Source organism: Microcoleus sp. FACHB-831, from assembly GCF_014695585.1.
Taxonomy (GTDB): Bacteria; Cyanobacteriota; Cyanobacteriia; order Cyanobacteriales; family FACHB-T130; genus FACHB-831.
In genome coordinates this window covers 1-15,326 of record NZ_JACJON010000014.1, presented here as the reverse complement: position 1 = coordinate 15,326, position 15,326 = coordinate 1, and the positions used below count along the sequence as shown (strand labels likewise).

Genomic DNA, 15,326 nt, shown 5'->3' with positions numbered 1-15,326 from the left:
GTGAAATTTTCTTAGCATCGTGTTGTAGTGGGCTGAAGTGATGATCAAGATGGTTTGATAAGAAGAAAGCAGGCGATCGCTAATTTGCTTCGCCAATTGTTAATCTTCTTTTTATAATCTTTGGATGGTGGCTGATGTGGCTGCTAGAAATCCCTAGTAGGGGGATTAAATTAAACCACGCGATTGACAATAGTCCAAACATCTCCATCGGAGCGGACGTGGGGAACTGAAATAGTCTGAAAGCCAGTAATGAAAGGTTTGTAATACACCTGCCAATAACTGGGACTTATTTCATCAGCAAGCGCCTTCAATTCTTTGAGTTCCGCCGCGACTTCCGCCGCGAGTTCATTGATTCTTTCTGCATGGATGCGAGCGCGTTGTTTGTCTTCTTCTACTTGCTCCTCTAGAGGGTTGAGCCTGCGCTTCGTTGGCATTCCCAAAGACTGCGCGACTTTCTGCTTGAGTTGAGCTTCCAAGGCAGCCATCGCGTCCTCTATGCCCTTAATTTCAGCAGACATTTGTGCTGTCTCTCTAGCATGACGACGATAAGCATCGGCGATCGCCTGTGGTGAGTTATAGCTTGGCAATACTGGCTCGACTTTAAGCTCATCGCGTTCTTGGCGTAAAGCCTCGATATGAGAGCGAATTTCCTCAATTTCTGCTTGGATTGGTTCCATAATTACTTTCCTGTTTCGGCGGTGCTTGTCGCACCCCCAGTGTCAATAGAGAGCGATCGCGCTTCCGCCTTAATTCCTTCATTATTCCAGGCATCTGCCATTGCAAGTGCAACTGCCGATGCCGTCGCAAGGGACGCCAAAGCTAACACGGTTGGCCCAGCACCACTAATAACCATACCAAAAGCGCCAGCACTCAGCGCCGCTGAGTAGACGGCATCATACCCTGGAATCAACGCTTTGCGGTAAGGCTGATGTATCTTGTCTTGCAAAGCCGTTCGCAACCAATCTACTTTACCAGTCTCTAAGCCCCGCACTAGCAAACCGAGATGTGCCGTATTGAAAATAGCATCTGCACGAGTGTATTGGACTGGTAAAACGCGCCGCGCTTCTCCTGTCGATAGTTCAAAATCTGGAATTGCAACGACGGGCACAATATCAGGATGCCAGGTAATATCGCATATTTCCCACTGTTGTGCCGCCAAACCAGTAGCAGCGAGACGACAACCCCCTAACAGTGCGGGAACTACATTATCAGGATGTCCTTCGATAGCGATCGCTAATTCCATTACCTGAGTTTGGCTCAAAGGTGAACCAGCCAATAAGTTAGCACCAACTAACCCACCAGCGATCGCCGTCGCGGAACTACCCAACCCTCTAGCCAAGGGGATGCCTAAATTAATCTCAATTTGGACTGGCGGCGGCGTCTTTCCCAGATGTTTGTACAACTTCAAAAACGCCTTATAGACCAGATTATCAGCGTCAGTATTAACTTGCTCTGGCCAACCGCAGGGTATTTCCCCTAACTTTGAATCTGTAACCGTGATGATTGCTCCCCCTCTTTCCCCCGCTTGGGAAGTCGCAGATGCTCCCTTCAGTGTGTCGAGTCGGGTGAACTTAAACTGGTTGTGCAACGTTAAAGCTGCCCCTATACAATCGAAACCAGGCCCCAAGTTAGCCGTAGTAGCGGGAACAGTTACACTGACGGTGGAAATAGGATGCATCTCAAATTAAGTAAATAGCTTATTATAAACTCTATCAAATAGTAGAAAATTCAAAATATCGAATGCGATCGCGCGGCATTCAACTTACTTTCTATCTTTCCATCAATACCCTACACTACTTGCTTAACCCTAAATACTTGTTTTAACATTCTGCTGTAAATCAGCGCACATCATTTCTAAAGCTGGGTATGCAGCTATTCAAGGGTAGCTTTACTGTAAATGTTGTACCTACTCCAAGTGTACTGTCAAAACTAATCTGCCCGCCGTGTAGCTCCAAACATTTTTTGACCATAGTTAGCCCTAGCCCATATCCAGGAATATCCCCAACATTTGCAGCTCTATGAAATGATTCAAACATAATTTCTTGATCGTCTGCTGGAATCCCAATACCGTTGTCTTTTACTTTAAATATTGCTTGCTCGTTCTCACACAATAGGTCTAAGTATACATTCCCTCCTTGCGGCGAGTATTTAATAGCATTTACAATTAAGTTTCCGAGAATATGCCGTAAAAGTTTTTCGTCTAAACAAGCTTCCTTACATTCACCTTGAACATCTAAAATAATATGATGCTTTAGGGTATTGCTAAATTGCAATTCTTCTACCAAGTTATGGCAAAACATTACTAAATCGATTGCTTCTGGCTTAAATTCTAATTTACCGCGTTCTGCTCTCCCAAAAGCTAAAACTTCATTTAACAGCTCGTTCATAGATTGAACAGATGTTTCAATAAGATAAAAATACTCGCGTTTTTTTAATTCCGATAGTTCGTGACTGTAAGATTCGAGTAATTGAGAAGCAGATAAGATAGCTGTCAGCGGATTGCGGAATTCGTGGGCTACCATGAACCAAAAGCGCGATTTCATTTCGCTTAGTTCTTTTTCTTTCTCCAAAGCGACGCGGACTGCTGCTTCGGCGAGGTGTCTGCGAAGAGCGATTTCTATTGTGGTATGTAAATCTCTTTCTTCAAAGGGTTTAACTATATAGCCAAACGGCTCTGTTAGCCCTGCTCGCTGTAGTGTATTTTCATCAGCATTAGCAGTTAAATAAATTACGGGAATATTATAATTAGCTCTAATTTCTTCAGCAGCTTCTATGCCATCCATTTTACCTTTTAATCTAATATCCATTAATATTAGATCTGGCTGCGCCTCGCCTGCTTTTATAATTGCTTCTTCTCCTGAAGATACAGCAGCAGTTACAAAATAGCCTAACCGCTTTAATGTATTAATTATATCCTTGGCTACAATTTTTTCGTCTTCAACTACTAAAATCTTTGCAGATGCCATATTATTTATGCCTTCTTAAATTTCCTGTTTTTGAAAATGCAATGTATTAATTATATCTTTTGCTACATTTTTTTCGTCTTAAATTACTAAAATTTTTGCAAATACCGTATTAATTATTCCTTCCTAAATTTCCTATTTCTGAAAATGTAATTTTAAAACTTGTACCCGTGCTGCTATCAAGTTCTATAGTACCTTCCAATTGTTCTGTTAGGGTGCATACTAGCTCTAAGCCCAATGACTCGGTATTTCGGAAATCTAGCTCTTGTGGAAAACCACATCCGTTGTCGCTAATAATAAGCAGAAAATTTTTATCTCCATCGGAATTAAGATTTATAGATATTTGGTTTTCTCGATTGGTTGGTGTAAAAGCGTGTTTTAGAGAATTTGAAACCAATTCGTTAATAATCAAACCACAGGGAATTGCTGTATCAATATTTAGCCAAATGTCATTAACAGTTGTTTTTAGGCTAATTATTTGAGAGTTACTTTTATAGGAGCGAAGCAAGTTAAATGTTAGATCGCGAATATATTCCGCAAAATCTATTTTAGATAAATCTTTTGATTGATATAATTTTTCATGAATGAGAGCCATAGAGCGGATGCGATTTTGGCTGTCTTTAAACATATCAACGGCTTGTGGTTCTTTGATATAAGCAGATTGAAGTTTCAACAAGCTAGAAATAATTTGCAAATTGTTTTTAACACGATGGTGAATTTCCTTAAGAAGCACCTCTTTCTCTTTAAGCGATGCCTTAAGCTGTTCTTCGGCGCGTTTGCGTTCAGCTAGTTCGGCTTGTACTTGCTCGAAGAGGGTAGATTGCTGGATGGCGATCGCTACCTGGGTAGACAACTGTTTGAGCAAATCAACTTCAAATTCCCGCCAACGTCTTGGCCCCGAACAATGATAGGCGCACAGCAGCCCCCATAGATGTTCTTTTTGCAGAATGGGAACTACTAAGTTAGCTCTGATATCAAACAGAACCAATATATCAATGTGACATTGGGTTAAACCTGCCGTATATATATCTTCAGTGACTTGAATGCGACCTTCTTTGTACGACTGAGCATAGTCTTTTGCAAAGCAATTGTCTTTTACCGTGCTTCCTAGTGCAGGTTGCCAACCTTCAGCTACAGATTCAACAACTACAGTCCCGCTTAAGTCTGGATTGAAACGGTAGATGATTACGCGGTCAGTTTGCAAAAATTGTCGCACTTCAGCGACCGCAGTCTTAAGTATTGCCTCCAGATTGAGGGATTCGCGGATGCGTAGGGCGATCGCGGTTAGGAGGCGATTGCGCTCAAGTTGCTCTAGCAGTTCCGCGTGGCTCTCGTGTCCTTGGCGTTCCAGGTTCGTATTATTGTTGTGCCCCAATAAGGCTTTCTCTGCTGCAAACTGGTTGATAGAGTGCTGCAATTGCTCTACTGCTTTAGATATTTCTGTTAGAGGAAACGTTTGCAGAAAGCTGGTTGGCGTAACGATACCTAACAGTTCCCCGCTACTTTCAGATACAACGGCTCGTTGCACGTACTGTTGCTGCATTTTCCAATGAGCAACTAATACTGAATCTGAAGGACTCAAACATAGCAATGGTGCAACCATTATGTTTTGAGCCTGCGTTTTTTGTAAATCTAGCTTCAGGCTGTAAAGCTGGACGATATCCCGTTCGCTGACAATCCCTACTGGGATAATGCCCTTCTCCGAGTCGGTTTTAGTAAGCACGACACAATTGACATGATGTTCCATCATCAGCTGAGCTAACGATAGTGCGTCTGTCGTCAGTGGTGCGTGAATAACTGGGGAGGCGATCGCTTCCGACAATGGCTGCGATTTTAGTAGCTCATCTAGTTGCAGTGCTTGGCGAATACTCTCAAATGTGACAACACCCACGAGTTGTCCGCCTTCCAAAATAGGCAAGTGACGGATTTGATGCTGGCGCAGCAGGGAGAGTGCAGTTAAAACATTTACATCGTCGGATTCACTCAGCGCTATGGTAATGCTAGGCTTTCTCATCACAGAAGCAATCTTCACATCAGCTAAATTCATCCCCTTAGCTATTGCCCAGGCTGCATCTGTATCAGTAAAAGCTCCCAATAATTGCGTGCCTTCTACGACAAAAACACTGCTAGTTCTAGCCTTGCTCATCAAAACTGAGCCTAGCGGAACCTTTAAAGTAGGCAGTACGCAACTACTCTGAGCTTTGCCCATGATTGTAATAGCTTCCGTAAGCAGCGTGTCAGGCGATACCGTTAGAGGACGACGATCGATGGCATTCTCTAGGCAAACTAAAGATGTGGATGATGGATTGTGTTGCATTGTTAAGCTTTTAGGCTGCTGCTAGCGAGCGCTCACTTTCACCTGTATTTTATATACTTCCTGTAAGCTACATATGGGAATATTTCGTTTGACATATAGTTCTTAACGGAAGCCTGGGTTAAAGTGCAGCTCTGCATAACAGATTTTGCTTTTGCAGTTGCTCTACACCTAGAGTTCCCAAAAATGCTCGTTAATAGCACAGGGATCAACTGCGTCGAACAACCAAAAAATTAGAGATGTTCCGCCAGAACGTCTCTAGTGCATATATTCCAGAACTCCAGGGAGGAGTTTGGTAGCTAAAAAGTTTTTCTGGTAGCGATCGCGCTTTTCATCCTCGCCATTACCATTCCCGCTGGGAACTGATGATTTTTAAGCGCACTTAAACAAAGATACACGCAAATAATATGAGACTATTTGCGTGTATCTGCGCTTGAAATAATTTAGAAGTTGCTGTAATTAGCGATCGCTTCCTTCATTTTCTCAATCACCTCTGCAACTGGCATTGCTCCTAATTCTTCAGTTGGCTTGCCAGAAGTGCGAAGCCGAAGACTGAGAGTGTTGGATTCAACCTCCTTCGCTCCCACTATTCCCATAACTGGAATTTTGTCTTTTTCTGCATTGCGAATTTGCTTCTTGAGGTGTTCGCCATTAATATCAACTTCGGCGCGGATACCGAGCGATCGCATTTTATCCACCACTTCTTTAGCAAATGGTATAAACTCATCGCCCACTGGCAGCAATCTGGCTTGTACTGGCGCTAACCACAGGGGAAAATCACCAGCATACTCCTCAATTAAAATTCCAATTAGCCTTTCCAAAGAACCAAAAGGAGCGCGGTGAATCATCACCGGACGTTGCCGCGAACCATCTGCCGCCACATACTCTAAATCAAACCGCTCTGGCAAATTGTAATCTACTTGAACCGTCCCCAACTGCCATTCGCGATCTAAGACATCGCTAAAGATAAAATCGAGTTTAGGGCCATAAAATGCCGCTTCTCCAATGCCTTCAAAGTGATCCATTCCCAACGTTTCGACGGCTTGACGAATAGCACTTTGAGCCTTTTCCCAAGCTTCATCTGAGCCAATATATTTATCTGAAGCTGGATCGCGGAAACTAAGCCTCGCCTTAAAGTTCTTCAGTTGCAGACTCTTGAAGACAGACAAAATCAAATCCACCACGTTGATGAATTCGCTGTTTAGTTGTTCTGGCGTTACAAATAGATGAGAATCATCGACAGTAAAGCCACGCACCCGCGTTAAACCACCTAATTGTCCCGATTGTTCGTAACGATAAACTGTGCCAAATTCTGCTAGGCGCATTGGCAGTTCGCGATAAGAACGCAACTCGCTCTTGTAGATTTGGATGTGAAAGGGACAGTTCATCGGCTTGAGGGCAAAGCCTTGTTCTAACGATGCGGCTTCCTCATCTTCCGCCATCATCGGGAACATATCTTCTTTGTATTTCTGCCAGTGTCCAGAAATTTTGAATAAATCCACTCTGCCGATGTGGGGCGTTACTACCTGCTGGTATCCGCGCTTTAGCTGTTCTTGCTTCAGGAAGTCTTCCAGAATGCTACGCAATACCGTTCCTTTTGGCGTCCACAGCGGCAATCCCGGCCCTACTGGATCTGAAAAAATAAACAATCCCAGTTCTTTGCCTAGCTTGCGGTGATCTCGCTTGAGGGCTTCTTCCTTGCGGCGCTTATACTCAGCCAGTTGTTCAGGCGTTTCCCAAGCGGTGGCATAGATGCGCTGTAGTTGAGCTTTGGTTTCGTCTCCGCGCCAGTAAGCACCAGCAACGCTTTCTATTTCTATCGCCTTGGGGTTCAATTCTCCAGTATTTTCTATGTGAGGACCAGCACACAAATCCCACCAAATATCTCCCAAATGGTAGATCGTAATGGGTGCTTCTAAGCCTTCTAATATCTCTAGCTTGTAAGGCTCGTTTATTGCTTTAATCCGGCTTTCGGCTTCTTCGCGGCTAACTTCCTCTCTAATCACGGGCAGTTTACGATTAATAATCTTAACCATCTCTTTATAGATGGCCTTTAAATCTTTTTCGGTAAACGGCTCTGGATTGTCAAAGTCATAGTAGAATCCATTTTCTATCCAAGGGCCGATAGTTACCTGTGCCTTCGGAAATAGTTTTTGCACCGCCATAGCCATTACGTGGGATGCCGTATGACGGATTTTTTTTAAGGGTTCAGATTCGCTGGTGCGGGGCAGATACATTTTTTCAGGCTGTTGTGAGGGTTGTATCGCTTCTAAAGGAGGCATCGGCTGCTGTTCTATTCGATGAAGAAACTTCCAATTAATCGCAGGCACTGCCTCTATGATACATAGCGGCGATGATTTTCCCCGCAGCTATGTGCTGGCCGTCGGCAGTCAGCAAGGCATGGTAGGAGTTTATTAAGAAAATATTGAAAAACCTTACAAAATGTAAAGTGGGTTAAGATAAAAATACGATAGTAATCTGTTTTAAATTGATGGCTCATTCAAACTTGCCCGAACAAGAATTGCTGAAAACGATATTGCAACCGCTGTTAGAAGATTTTCAGCATTGGTTTGCGCGATCGCGCACCCTTCTCGAAAATGAGGAAATTTCTTTCTTAGGAGCCAAGCAGCAAGCTGACCTGCTAGCGCGGATTAACCAGGCGCAAAAGGAAGTCAGCACGGCAATGATGCTATTCAAAGCAACTGGCGGGCAAGTCGGAATCGAAACAGCGGCTCTAGTGCCTTGGCATCAGCTTGTGACTGAGTGCTGGCAAATTGCCATGCGGTTCCGATCAGAACAGTCAACTAGACCTAACAAATAAAAAATACAACTAACCTGTTTTTAGCTAGGAGGAAAATGCGATGTTACACCTGCTATACGTTATTGCTTTTACAATTCTGGCGGTTCTGGCAGTCGGGAATTTAATCCGCAACTTGGTGACATTGAATACAGAGTCTCACCGTCGCCCTACGGATCGCGGCCAGTCCCCATTGAGAGCTTCCTCATCTTCAGCTCTGTTTCCGGCGCACCCGGAACTCGTCGATAAAGCTGGCAACTATATCAACGAGCCGCTTCTAGTTATGCGTTCCATGACTGTAGAAGATGCTCGCGAACAGCTAGACGCATTATACAAAGCTTCTCCCGGCAACAACGAAAAAGATGTTTGGGAAGAGTAATTTGGAGTTTTTCTCGTTCTCAGGCGAAACCAGGAAACGAGAAAAATTCCACGTTCAAAACTAAGATGCGATGCATCGCATCTTTAGAATTCAAAAGTATATTAGGCTTCAATTACCACTCGCAGGTTTCCGCGTTTCTTGGCGACGCGGCAAGCTGTGGTATTGCCGGAACGCTCAAACTCTAAGTCGAGCAAAGTTGGCCCGACTCGCAAGTTGTGCAGCGATAGGCGGTTAATTGTTGGAGGTAGGGCAGGATCGATAATCCGCAAGCAGTTGCCAGGAGCGTCAGGAACTAAATTGACTATCATGTGCAGCAGTTGAAATATACTGCCAGTTGCCCAAGCTTGAGGCGAGCAAGCGACGGGATACTTGACGGGGGCGTTGTCGGGGGTGCGGTCGTAACCGCAAAACAGTTCCGGGGGTCGGTGATAGGGCTGCATTTGCGTCATGTCGAACAAGGCTTGGAAGAGTTCGAGAGATTGATCGATAAGACCAAGCGATCGCATTCCCATCGCAATAATTGCATTATCGTGAGGCCAGACTGACCCGACGTGATATCCCATAGGATTATAAGCAGGTGACAAACTGCTCAGAGTGCGAATTCCCCAGCCGTTGAACATATCCGGCGCCCGCAGACGTTCCGCCACGCTATAAGCTTTTTCAGGTAAAAATATACCCAGATTCAGACAGTGGCCGGGGTTAGACGAAATACTGTCCACCTGATTGCCATCGCCATCTAAGGCTAAGGCGCAGAAGTCTTGGTGTTGCATCCAAAAATCGCGATTAAAGCGAATTTTCAGGTCTCGCGCCTCGTCTAGCCACCTGTCTGCTAAGTCAAGCCGCTTCTTCATTCGGGCTAGTTCTGCAAGACGCACTTTCGCAGAGTAGACATAAGCCTGAACTTCCGCAAGAGCGATCGCTCCTTGAGCCATCTCACCCTTACTGTTAACAATACAGTCTCCAGAGTCTTTCCACCCTTGATTGGCCAAACCCCGCTTTGATTGGCGTTGGTAGCTCAAATAACCCGTTTCCTTGCAATTGCGGTCAATCCACTCCATCGCCGCCAGAGCATTAGGCCATAGTAACTCCAGAGTTTCGCCGTCGGCTGTCCAAGCAAAGTATTCGGCGTAGAGCATTAACCACAGCGGCGTAGCATCTACCGTACCGTAATAAGGCGTATGGGGAATTTCTTGACAGCGAGCCATTTCACCCATTCGCAGCTCGTGTAAAATTTTCCCTGGCTGTTCGTCGCGCCACTCATCGTCTTTCTTACCTTGGTAGTCAGCTAAGATAATTAGAGTTTCGCGAGCGATCGCCGAGTCGAGCATCAAGGTTTGCGATGCCGCAATTATCGAGTCGCGCCCAAATAGCGTAGAGAACCAAGGAACCCCCGCTGACAGGACGTGACCTTTGCCGAATGACTGTCGCAGTAAATAAACATCCTGTTCTGCACGCTCAACCACCCGATTAAAAGTGTTTTTGTCGGAGCGAATTTGCGTTACGTGTTGACGCCAATCTTGCTGCTCGATTAATTCAGCCGCACGAGCTTGGGCGAGGGTGACAGGCGAACTTACGCCCGAAGCAGGACGGTTATTTGTCAGCATATGGAGCCGATAACCCAGCTTTTGGGTTTCGTGAGACTCTAACTCCATCTCCCAAACAGCAGTGTAACCCTGGAAATAGTCAGGCTGACGATGTAAGAAATGGATGCGAGATTCCATCACCGCCCCATCTAGTCCCTGATAAGCTAAAGAGATCTCTTGCGTTTGTGCTTCTGCTGGTTGAATATTGGGTACGGCGCAAAGGAGCTGGCCTTTGTGTTTTCGACTGTACCCCCGGACTACAAATAAGTCCACAAAATCTGCATCAAAGCTAAGACTGAGTTGAAAGCGAATCGAAGTTGTACTGTAGTTAGAGACTTCTAATTCTTCAAATAGCGCTCCATTGAGTACAATCTCCCGCGCAATGCCGATAGTATCGGCTCGTAGGGGATGTAACGATGTTTCTGCCTTTCCGTCTGCTGGGGTATCTGGCTCTAATTTATCCCCTCCCTCTAATCGCGCTCCTCCGTCAGTGCTGGGATTGGTACACAGAACCGACAGAGCAAAGCCTTTATCGGCTGTGCTGCTGAGTAAGACGGGCGAGCGTTGGTTAATTTGCAATTCCAGGCGACTGAGGAACCGCGTATCGCAGCAGAACAGCCCCATGCTGGCGTTCATATCATCTCCTAAGCATCCAGAGATGTTGCCTAGCGTGTCGGTGACTAAAAACAGGTCGTTATCTTTTACAGTGAGAGTTGGTTGCGGGCGATCGCCCAGAACACAAGGCCACTCTGGGATAATAAGCTGCGATGCAGGTACGAAGGTCTTCCCATCAAGTTCAATAGTGTCCGATGCCATTGTTAAAATTTCTGCTTGAAAATACAGTTTCTTTATGGGGAGTAATCGGGGTAACGCGATTTAATTTAAAACCTCGATCCCAATCAACTGACATCCTGTACGGGTATCAAGTTTGCAAAAATGCGCCCCTTATATGCTTCTATAAATTAAATCAACTATCCGCTCTCGCGTTCGGAGATAAGAAAGTTTCCTGTTTTTTCACCTCAAAGCAGGCGGGGGCTAACTTGCCGTAAGCATTACTTCAGGCAATCGCGTCTAGAAGGCAGGCTTACCGCCTTAAAAAGATTTTACCTATACTACACGACTTAGATTGTGGGTTCTATCATAAGTAGGGTGTTGCAGGATTCTTTCTTGAGAATAATGTCAGCCAAGCTGCATTTAGTTTAATATGTTTTTCCACCGAATTTGAGGAGTCGGGCACCGCATGCAAGAAGCATTAGAGACAGAAGCATTGTCCATACTTGTTAAGTCGCTCATAACTTATAAAGGACGTATAGTTGGGACACCAGCAGCTTATTATCCTGAAAGTAATAATGACATAACTGATAAAAACAAGAAAGTCACTAAGGATAAACTTAATTACGACCAGGTTTTTATACGTGATTTTGTTCCTGTAGCACTTTTGTTTCTCATTAAAGGCGAATTTGATGTCAAACTTGATGAGAAAAAAGAAGTTCATGTTAAAGGAAAGGAAATTGTTAAAAATTTTCTGGAAGTGACATTAGAGCTGCATCAGCAAGAAAGGGCAAAAAGTTTTTTGAATACTGGTCGAGTTTTGATGCCAGCGAGCTTCAAGATTAAGAAGGTTGGGGGCAAAGAAAAACTAGAACCGGATTTTGGTCAGCACGCGATCGCCAGAGTTACCCCGGTTGATTCTAGCCTCTGGTGGATTCTCCTGTTGCGGGCTTATTGGAAAGCGACGGGAAATACCAATTTAGTCCATCGAATCGACTTCCAAGAAGGCATCAGGTTAATTTTAGAACTCTGCTTTAGCGATCGCTTCGATCGAGAACCAACCCTCCTAGTTCCCGATGGAGCTTGCATGATCGACCGTCGCATGGGTATCTATGGCTATCCTTTAGAAATCCAAGTTCTCTTTTATGCTGCTTTGCGTGCTGCTGATGAGCTAATGGATCGCAAGAATCACAGCAATAAAGACATTATCCCAGCCATCAAAGAGCGCTTAGTAGAACTCGCCAATCATATGCGCGATGAATATTGGATGGATATGGAGGCGTTGAATAAAACCTATCAGTACAATGTTGAAGAATATGGAGAAACAGCTATCAACAAGTACAACATCTATGCATCATCTATCCCCTATGCTAATTTAGACGATTGGCTGCCAGAAGACGGCGGATATCTAATAGGTAATATCGGCCCCTCCCAGATGGATTTTCGCTTTTTTGCTGTTGGCAACTTGATGTCTATCATTTCTTCGCTAGTTACCAACAAACAGGCCATAGAGATTATGAATCTCATCGAGGAACGGCGAAAAGAGTTAATTGGACAGATGCCCTTTAAAATCTGTTACGCAGCTATAGAAGATCAAGAGTGGAAGATTGTCACTGGCTGCGATCCAAAAAATAGCCCCTGGTCTTACCATAATGGTGGCAGTTGGCCAGTTTTGATGTGGATGTGGGCAGCCGCCGCTCGGAAAGTAGGCGAAGAGGAGTATATAAATTTTGCTTCGGCAGTAATTGAAACTGCTGGAAAACGCTTGCAAAAGGATCGTTGGCCGGAATACTATGATGGCCACACGGGACACTTAATTGGCAGAGAAGCCAGGAGAAATCAAACCTGGACTTGTGCGGGATACTTGTTAGCCAAAGAACTGCTTTCTGAGGTTGGCGCGAAGCATTTAAAACTAATTAGCTTCGAGGACTATAGCGAACCAAAGGCCAAGCAATCAAAACAGAAGCAATCAGCTTAACAGTAAGGTGGGCGCTGCCCACCCTAATATACCTAATAGTTCTCCAAGATTGCAGCCAGTTTTAGCTTTTAGCCGATACCGCTCATTAATTATTCCCCAGCAGAGCAATGCGATAAGCCTGTTCGTATTCGTCTACCATAGTCTTGACGCTAAAGCGATTCAAAACGTAGTTTCGACAAGTTTGACGGTCTAATTTCATTGCATTTGGAACCGCTGCAATCATTTCTTCGAGAGAGTAACAGACATATCCCGTCTGGCGGTGAGCAATTACCTCTGGCACGGAACCCATCGCCATACCAATCACTGGCGTACCTGTTGCCATAGATTCAATCATCACCAAGCCAAAAGGTTCGCGCCAGGTAATCGGGAATAGCGTCACTGTTGCCCCTCCTAGCAACTGCGCTTTTTCTTCATGGGACACTTCACCTAGATACTGGATTTGTTCGCCATCAATCAGCGGTTCTAGCTGTTCTTTGTAATAAGCCTTGTCCACTACGTCAATTTTGCCAGCCATTTTAAGGGGCAAACCAACTGCACGAGCAATTTTAATCGCCCCTTCAGGCCCTTTTTCTGGCGAAAGGCGACCTACAAAGGCTAAATATGCTGGTTGCGTGGGTTTTTCGTGGAAAGGATAAGCCTGGGGATCAATGCCGTTATAGACCGTATGAATGTAGTTTAAGCCTAAGCGTGGTTCGCGCTGTGACTCACTAATACTAATATATTGCTCCCACGCAAATTGCCGGAACATTTTCTCGTTATCCGGCGTAAAAATACCGTGCATTGTGTGTACGGTTGGCGTTTTTACAAAAGCAGTATATGGCAAGGCGGCACAGCCTATATGCGAGTGAATAATATCGAAATGATGCGCCTGTTTATATACCTGAGAGAGCATCATTAGCTCGTAAAGCCCAGGCTCTTTAATGGTTGGATCTAAGCGCAGCGCTTGGTCATGCACTGACCTCAAATTGGCGGTAGTTATTGAATCTCCAGATGCAAACAATGTTACTTGATGACCGCGACGAACTAATTCCTCAGACAACAAACTTACAACTAGCTCAATGCCGCCGTAGCGAAAAGGCGGTACTCTCTCCCACAGCGGAGCAATCTGGGCAATTTTCATAGCAGATACAGCAACAGTAACGTGTAAAATTTTCAGAATTTTAGCTCATTTTGTTGCCTTTTAGAAATGCTATAACATAAATTTGCCAGGGGCGATCGCTCCCATTCATACGGTCGATGGTTACGGTTACGCAGCTTTGCACCCTTAGATATGTATAGCCGCGAATTGAGAAGAGTTATAGCAATAAAAATTGTGGTTTTAAATAAATTTGATGTATAGTCAAGACCTAAAATAGAATTGCGTTTTATTTACACTTTAGTAACGTTTTTTGCGGTTAGATGAATATGTGTTGCGAATTTTATTGCGAAAACTATAGCGCAAGTTCTGCCAATCTTCTATTAATGCTTTGAGCATTAGCAACGTGAAAGCCAAAACTGCCACTGTTACAGTAGTGGAAGTAATGATTTTGTTTGGGGCACCAGCAATGGTGAATATTACACCGCCAATTCCACCAATAATAACTCCGAGTAGGGCTGCTTGTAAAGCTTGCCATACGAGAAGTAGCATGACAAATAAAATAGATTGCGAACCGGAGAATAGGACGCTGCTAGCTTTATTTAGTTCCCCACCATAAGTAACAAAAAACCAACTCAGAAAAGCTAGAAACCCAACAATCAAAATTACATTTACGAACCACATAATTATTACCTGAAACCTATTCTAAAAATACTGTAATTGACAGAAGTCAAAAACTAAGAATATACGAAGAATATATAAAGTAATAGTAAAGATATCAAGCTTATGCCAGGGTCGAGCGATCGCGTTTGTAATTATATTTAAGTAATTAACCGTGTAGGGGTAGTAATAAGCTGCCATTTTTCCTGTAATCAAGGTGGTGAACAAATCTACCAAATTGGGCGGCAACGTTTGAAGATAACAAAAGTCGCCGCTAATAACATCGCCAAAAGATGAACGCTCACTTTTCTAAAGCTACTTTAGATTGAACTAGAGCTAGTCTGGAGCTTTCTCGCATTCTGGGGACGCTGACCAGTCACAACAATCCGCACGCCGCCACCAGGAGCTGTGACCAACCCGCGTCGTACAGGTCGCACAACTCGATCATCTGCAAGCGCCATTTGCCAGCGTAACAGCATTTTCGCCAGCACCACTTTCATTTCAAACTGGGCAAAGGCTAAACCGATGCAGCGCCTACTGCCGCCACCAAAAGGCAAATATTCATATGCAGAAAATTGACGTTCTAGAAAGCGCTCTGGCTTAAACTGCTCCGGTTCGGGGTATAAATCCTGGCGGCGGTGCGTCAGATAAATAGAACCAATCACTGGTGTACCAGGCTCTAGCTCGTAGCCAGGCGTTGCACAATTGAGGGATGATTTAGGTTGGAATAGGAACTTTTTGATACTTTAGATAATATAAAACCAACCGAATTGATAATCTCAACATTTCTTTAGACTTAGAATAAC

The 15,326-nt window shown here is 44.4% G+C and carries 12 protein-coding genes; 3 read left to right on the top strand and 9 right to left on the bottom strand.

The window, feature by feature from the left end; translation table 11 throughout:
- Window positions 1-170: 170 nt before the first annotated feature.
- The 5 genes from H6F77_RS01890 to thrS form a co-directional block, all read right to left on the bottom strand.
- Window positions 171-677, bottom strand: coding sequence for a hypothetical protein (locus tag H6F77_RS01890; protein ID WP_190484811.1), 507 nt, complete (start codon window positions 675-677; stop codon window positions 171-173).
- A gap of 2 nt (window positions 678-679) precedes the next feature.
- On the bottom strand, window positions 680-1,678 hold the full coding sequence (thrB, locus tag H6F77_RS01885; protein ID WP_190484809.1) for a homoserine kinase: 999 nt from the start codon (window positions 1,676-1,678) through the stop codon (window positions 680-682).
- A gap of 160 nt (window positions 1,679-1,838) precedes the next feature.
- A complete protein-coding gene (locus H6F77_RS01880; RefSeq protein ID WP_190484807.1) occupies window positions 1,839-2,966 on the bottom strand; it encodes a hybrid sensor histidine kinase/response regulator in 1,128 nt (375 codons plus the stop codon).
- Window positions 2,967-3,075: 109 nt separating this feature from the next.
- On the bottom strand, window positions 3,076-5,280 hold the full coding sequence (locus H6F77_RS01875) for a histidine kinase dimerization/phosphoacceptor domain -containing protein (protein WP_190484805.1): 2,205 nt from the start codon (window positions 5,278-5,280) through the stop codon (window positions 3,076-3,078).
- A 440-nt stretch (window positions 5,281-5,720) separates the two neighbouring features.
- Window positions 5,721-7,559: a threonine--tRNA ligase gene (thrS, locus tag H6F77_RS01870; RefSeq protein WP_190484803.1), complete on the bottom strand. Its 1,839-nt coding sequence runs from the start codon at window positions 7,557-7,559 to the stop codon at window positions 5,721-5,723.
- 209 nt (window positions 7,560-7,768) lie between these two features.
- Between thrS and H6F77_RS01865 the strand changes: the two genes are divergently transcribed.
- Both H6F77_RS01865 and H6F77_RS01860 read left to right on the top strand, forming a co-directional pair.
- Window positions 7,769-8,098, top strand: a complete 330-nt coding sequence (locus H6F77_RS01865) for a DUF2605 domain-containing protein (protein WP_190484800.1) — start codon at window positions 7,769-7,771, stop codon at window positions 8,096-8,098.
- Window positions 8,099-8,138: 40 nt separating this feature from the next.
- A complete protein-coding gene (locus H6F77_RS01860) occupies window positions 8,139-8,453 on the top strand; it encodes a DUF2973 domain-containing protein (protein WP_190484798.1) in 315 nt (104 codons plus the stop codon).
- 101 nt (window positions 8,454-8,554) lie between these two features.
- Here the strand turns inward: H6F77_RS01860 and H6F77_RS01855 are convergent, their stop codons facing one another.
- Window positions 8,555-10,852: an amylo-alpha-1,6-glucosidase gene (locus H6F77_RS01855; protein ID WP_190484796.1), complete on the bottom strand. Its 2,298-nt coding sequence runs from the start codon at window positions 10,850-10,852 to the stop codon at window positions 8,555-8,557.
- A gap of 424 nt (window positions 10,853-11,276) precedes the next feature.
- On the opposite strand from H6F77_RS01855, the gene H6F77_RS01850 reads away from it, so the two are divergent.
- Window positions 11,277-12,785, top strand: coding sequence for a glycoside hydrolase 100 family protein (locus H6F77_RS01850; protein ID WP_190484794.1), 1,509 nt, complete (start codon window positions 11,277-11,279; stop codon window positions 12,783-12,785).
- A gap of 85 nt (window positions 12,786-12,870) precedes the next feature.
- Here H6F77_RS01850 and H6F77_RS01845 read toward each other — a convergent pair whose 3' ends face one another.
- The 3 genes from H6F77_RS01845 to H6F77_RS01835 all read right to left on the bottom strand — a co-directional run bounded on the left by H6F77_RS01845 (window position 12,871) and on the right by H6F77_RS01835 (window position 15,263).
- On the bottom strand, window positions 12,871-13,905 hold the full coding sequence (locus tag H6F77_RS01845) for a glycosyltransferase family 4 protein (protein ID WP_190484792.1): 1,035 nt from the start codon (window positions 13,903-13,905) through the stop codon (window positions 12,871-12,873).
- Window positions 13,906-14,160: 255 nt separating this feature from the next.
- The gene (locus H6F77_RS01840) at window positions 14,161-14,544 is read right to left on the bottom strand and encodes a hypothetical protein (protein WP_190484790.1); all 384 of its coding nucleotides are present in this window, start codon (window positions 14,542-14,544) and stop codon (window positions 14,161-14,163) included.
- Between the two features lie 296 nt (window positions 14,545-14,840).
- A complete protein-coding gene (locus H6F77_RS01835) occupies window positions 14,841-15,263 on the bottom strand; it encodes a cytochrome P450 (protein ID WP_375335910.1) in 423 nt (140 codons plus the stop codon).
- Between the last annotated feature and the right edge of the window lie 63 nt (window positions 15,264-15,326).

Bases quoted from the DNA above. Each gene is read 5' to 3' on its own strand.
- H6F77_RS01840 (WP_190484790.1), bottom strand. From the start codon at position 14,544: ATGTGGTTCGTAAATGTAATTTTGATTGTTGGGTTTCTAGCTTTTCTG.
- H6F77_RS01880 (WP_190484807.1), bottom strand. From the start codon at position 2,966: ATGGCATCTGCAAAGATTTTAGTAGTTGAAGACGAAAAAATTGTAGCC.
- H6F77_RS01875 (WP_190484805.1), bottom strand. From the start codon at position 5,280: ATGCAACACAATCCATCATCCACATCTTTAGTTTGCCTAGAGAATGCC.
- H6F77_RS01860 (WP_190484798.1), top strand. From the start codon at position 8,139: ATGTTACACCTGCTATACGTTATTGCTTTTACAATTCTGGCGGTTCTG.
- thrS (WP_190484803.1), bottom strand. From the start codon at position 7,559: ATGCCTCCTTTAGAAGCGATACAACCCTCACAACAGCCTGAAAAAATG.
- thrB (WP_190484809.1), bottom strand. From the start codon at position 1,678: ATGCATCCTATTTCCACCGTCAGTGTAACTGTTCCCGCTACTACGGCT.
- H6F77_RS01855 (WP_190484796.1), bottom strand. From the start codon at position 10,852: ATGGCATCGGACACTATTGAACTTGATGGGAAGACCTTCGTACCTGCA.
- H6F77_RS01850 (WP_190484794.1), top strand. From the start codon at position 11,277: ATGCAAGAAGCATTAGAGACAGAAGCATTGTCCATACTTGTTAAGTCG.
- H6F77_RS01865 (WP_190484800.1), top strand. From the start codon at position 7,769: ATGGCTCATTCAAACTTGCCCGAACAAGAATTGCTGAAAACGATATTG.
- H6F77_RS01845 (WP_190484792.1), bottom strand. From the start codon at position 13,905: ATGAAAATTGCCCAGATTGCTCCGCTGTGGGAGAGAGTACCGCCTTTT.
- H6F77_RS01890 (WP_190484811.1), bottom strand. From the start codon at position 677: ATGGAACCAATCCAAGCAGAAATTGAGGAAATTCGCTCTCATATCGAG.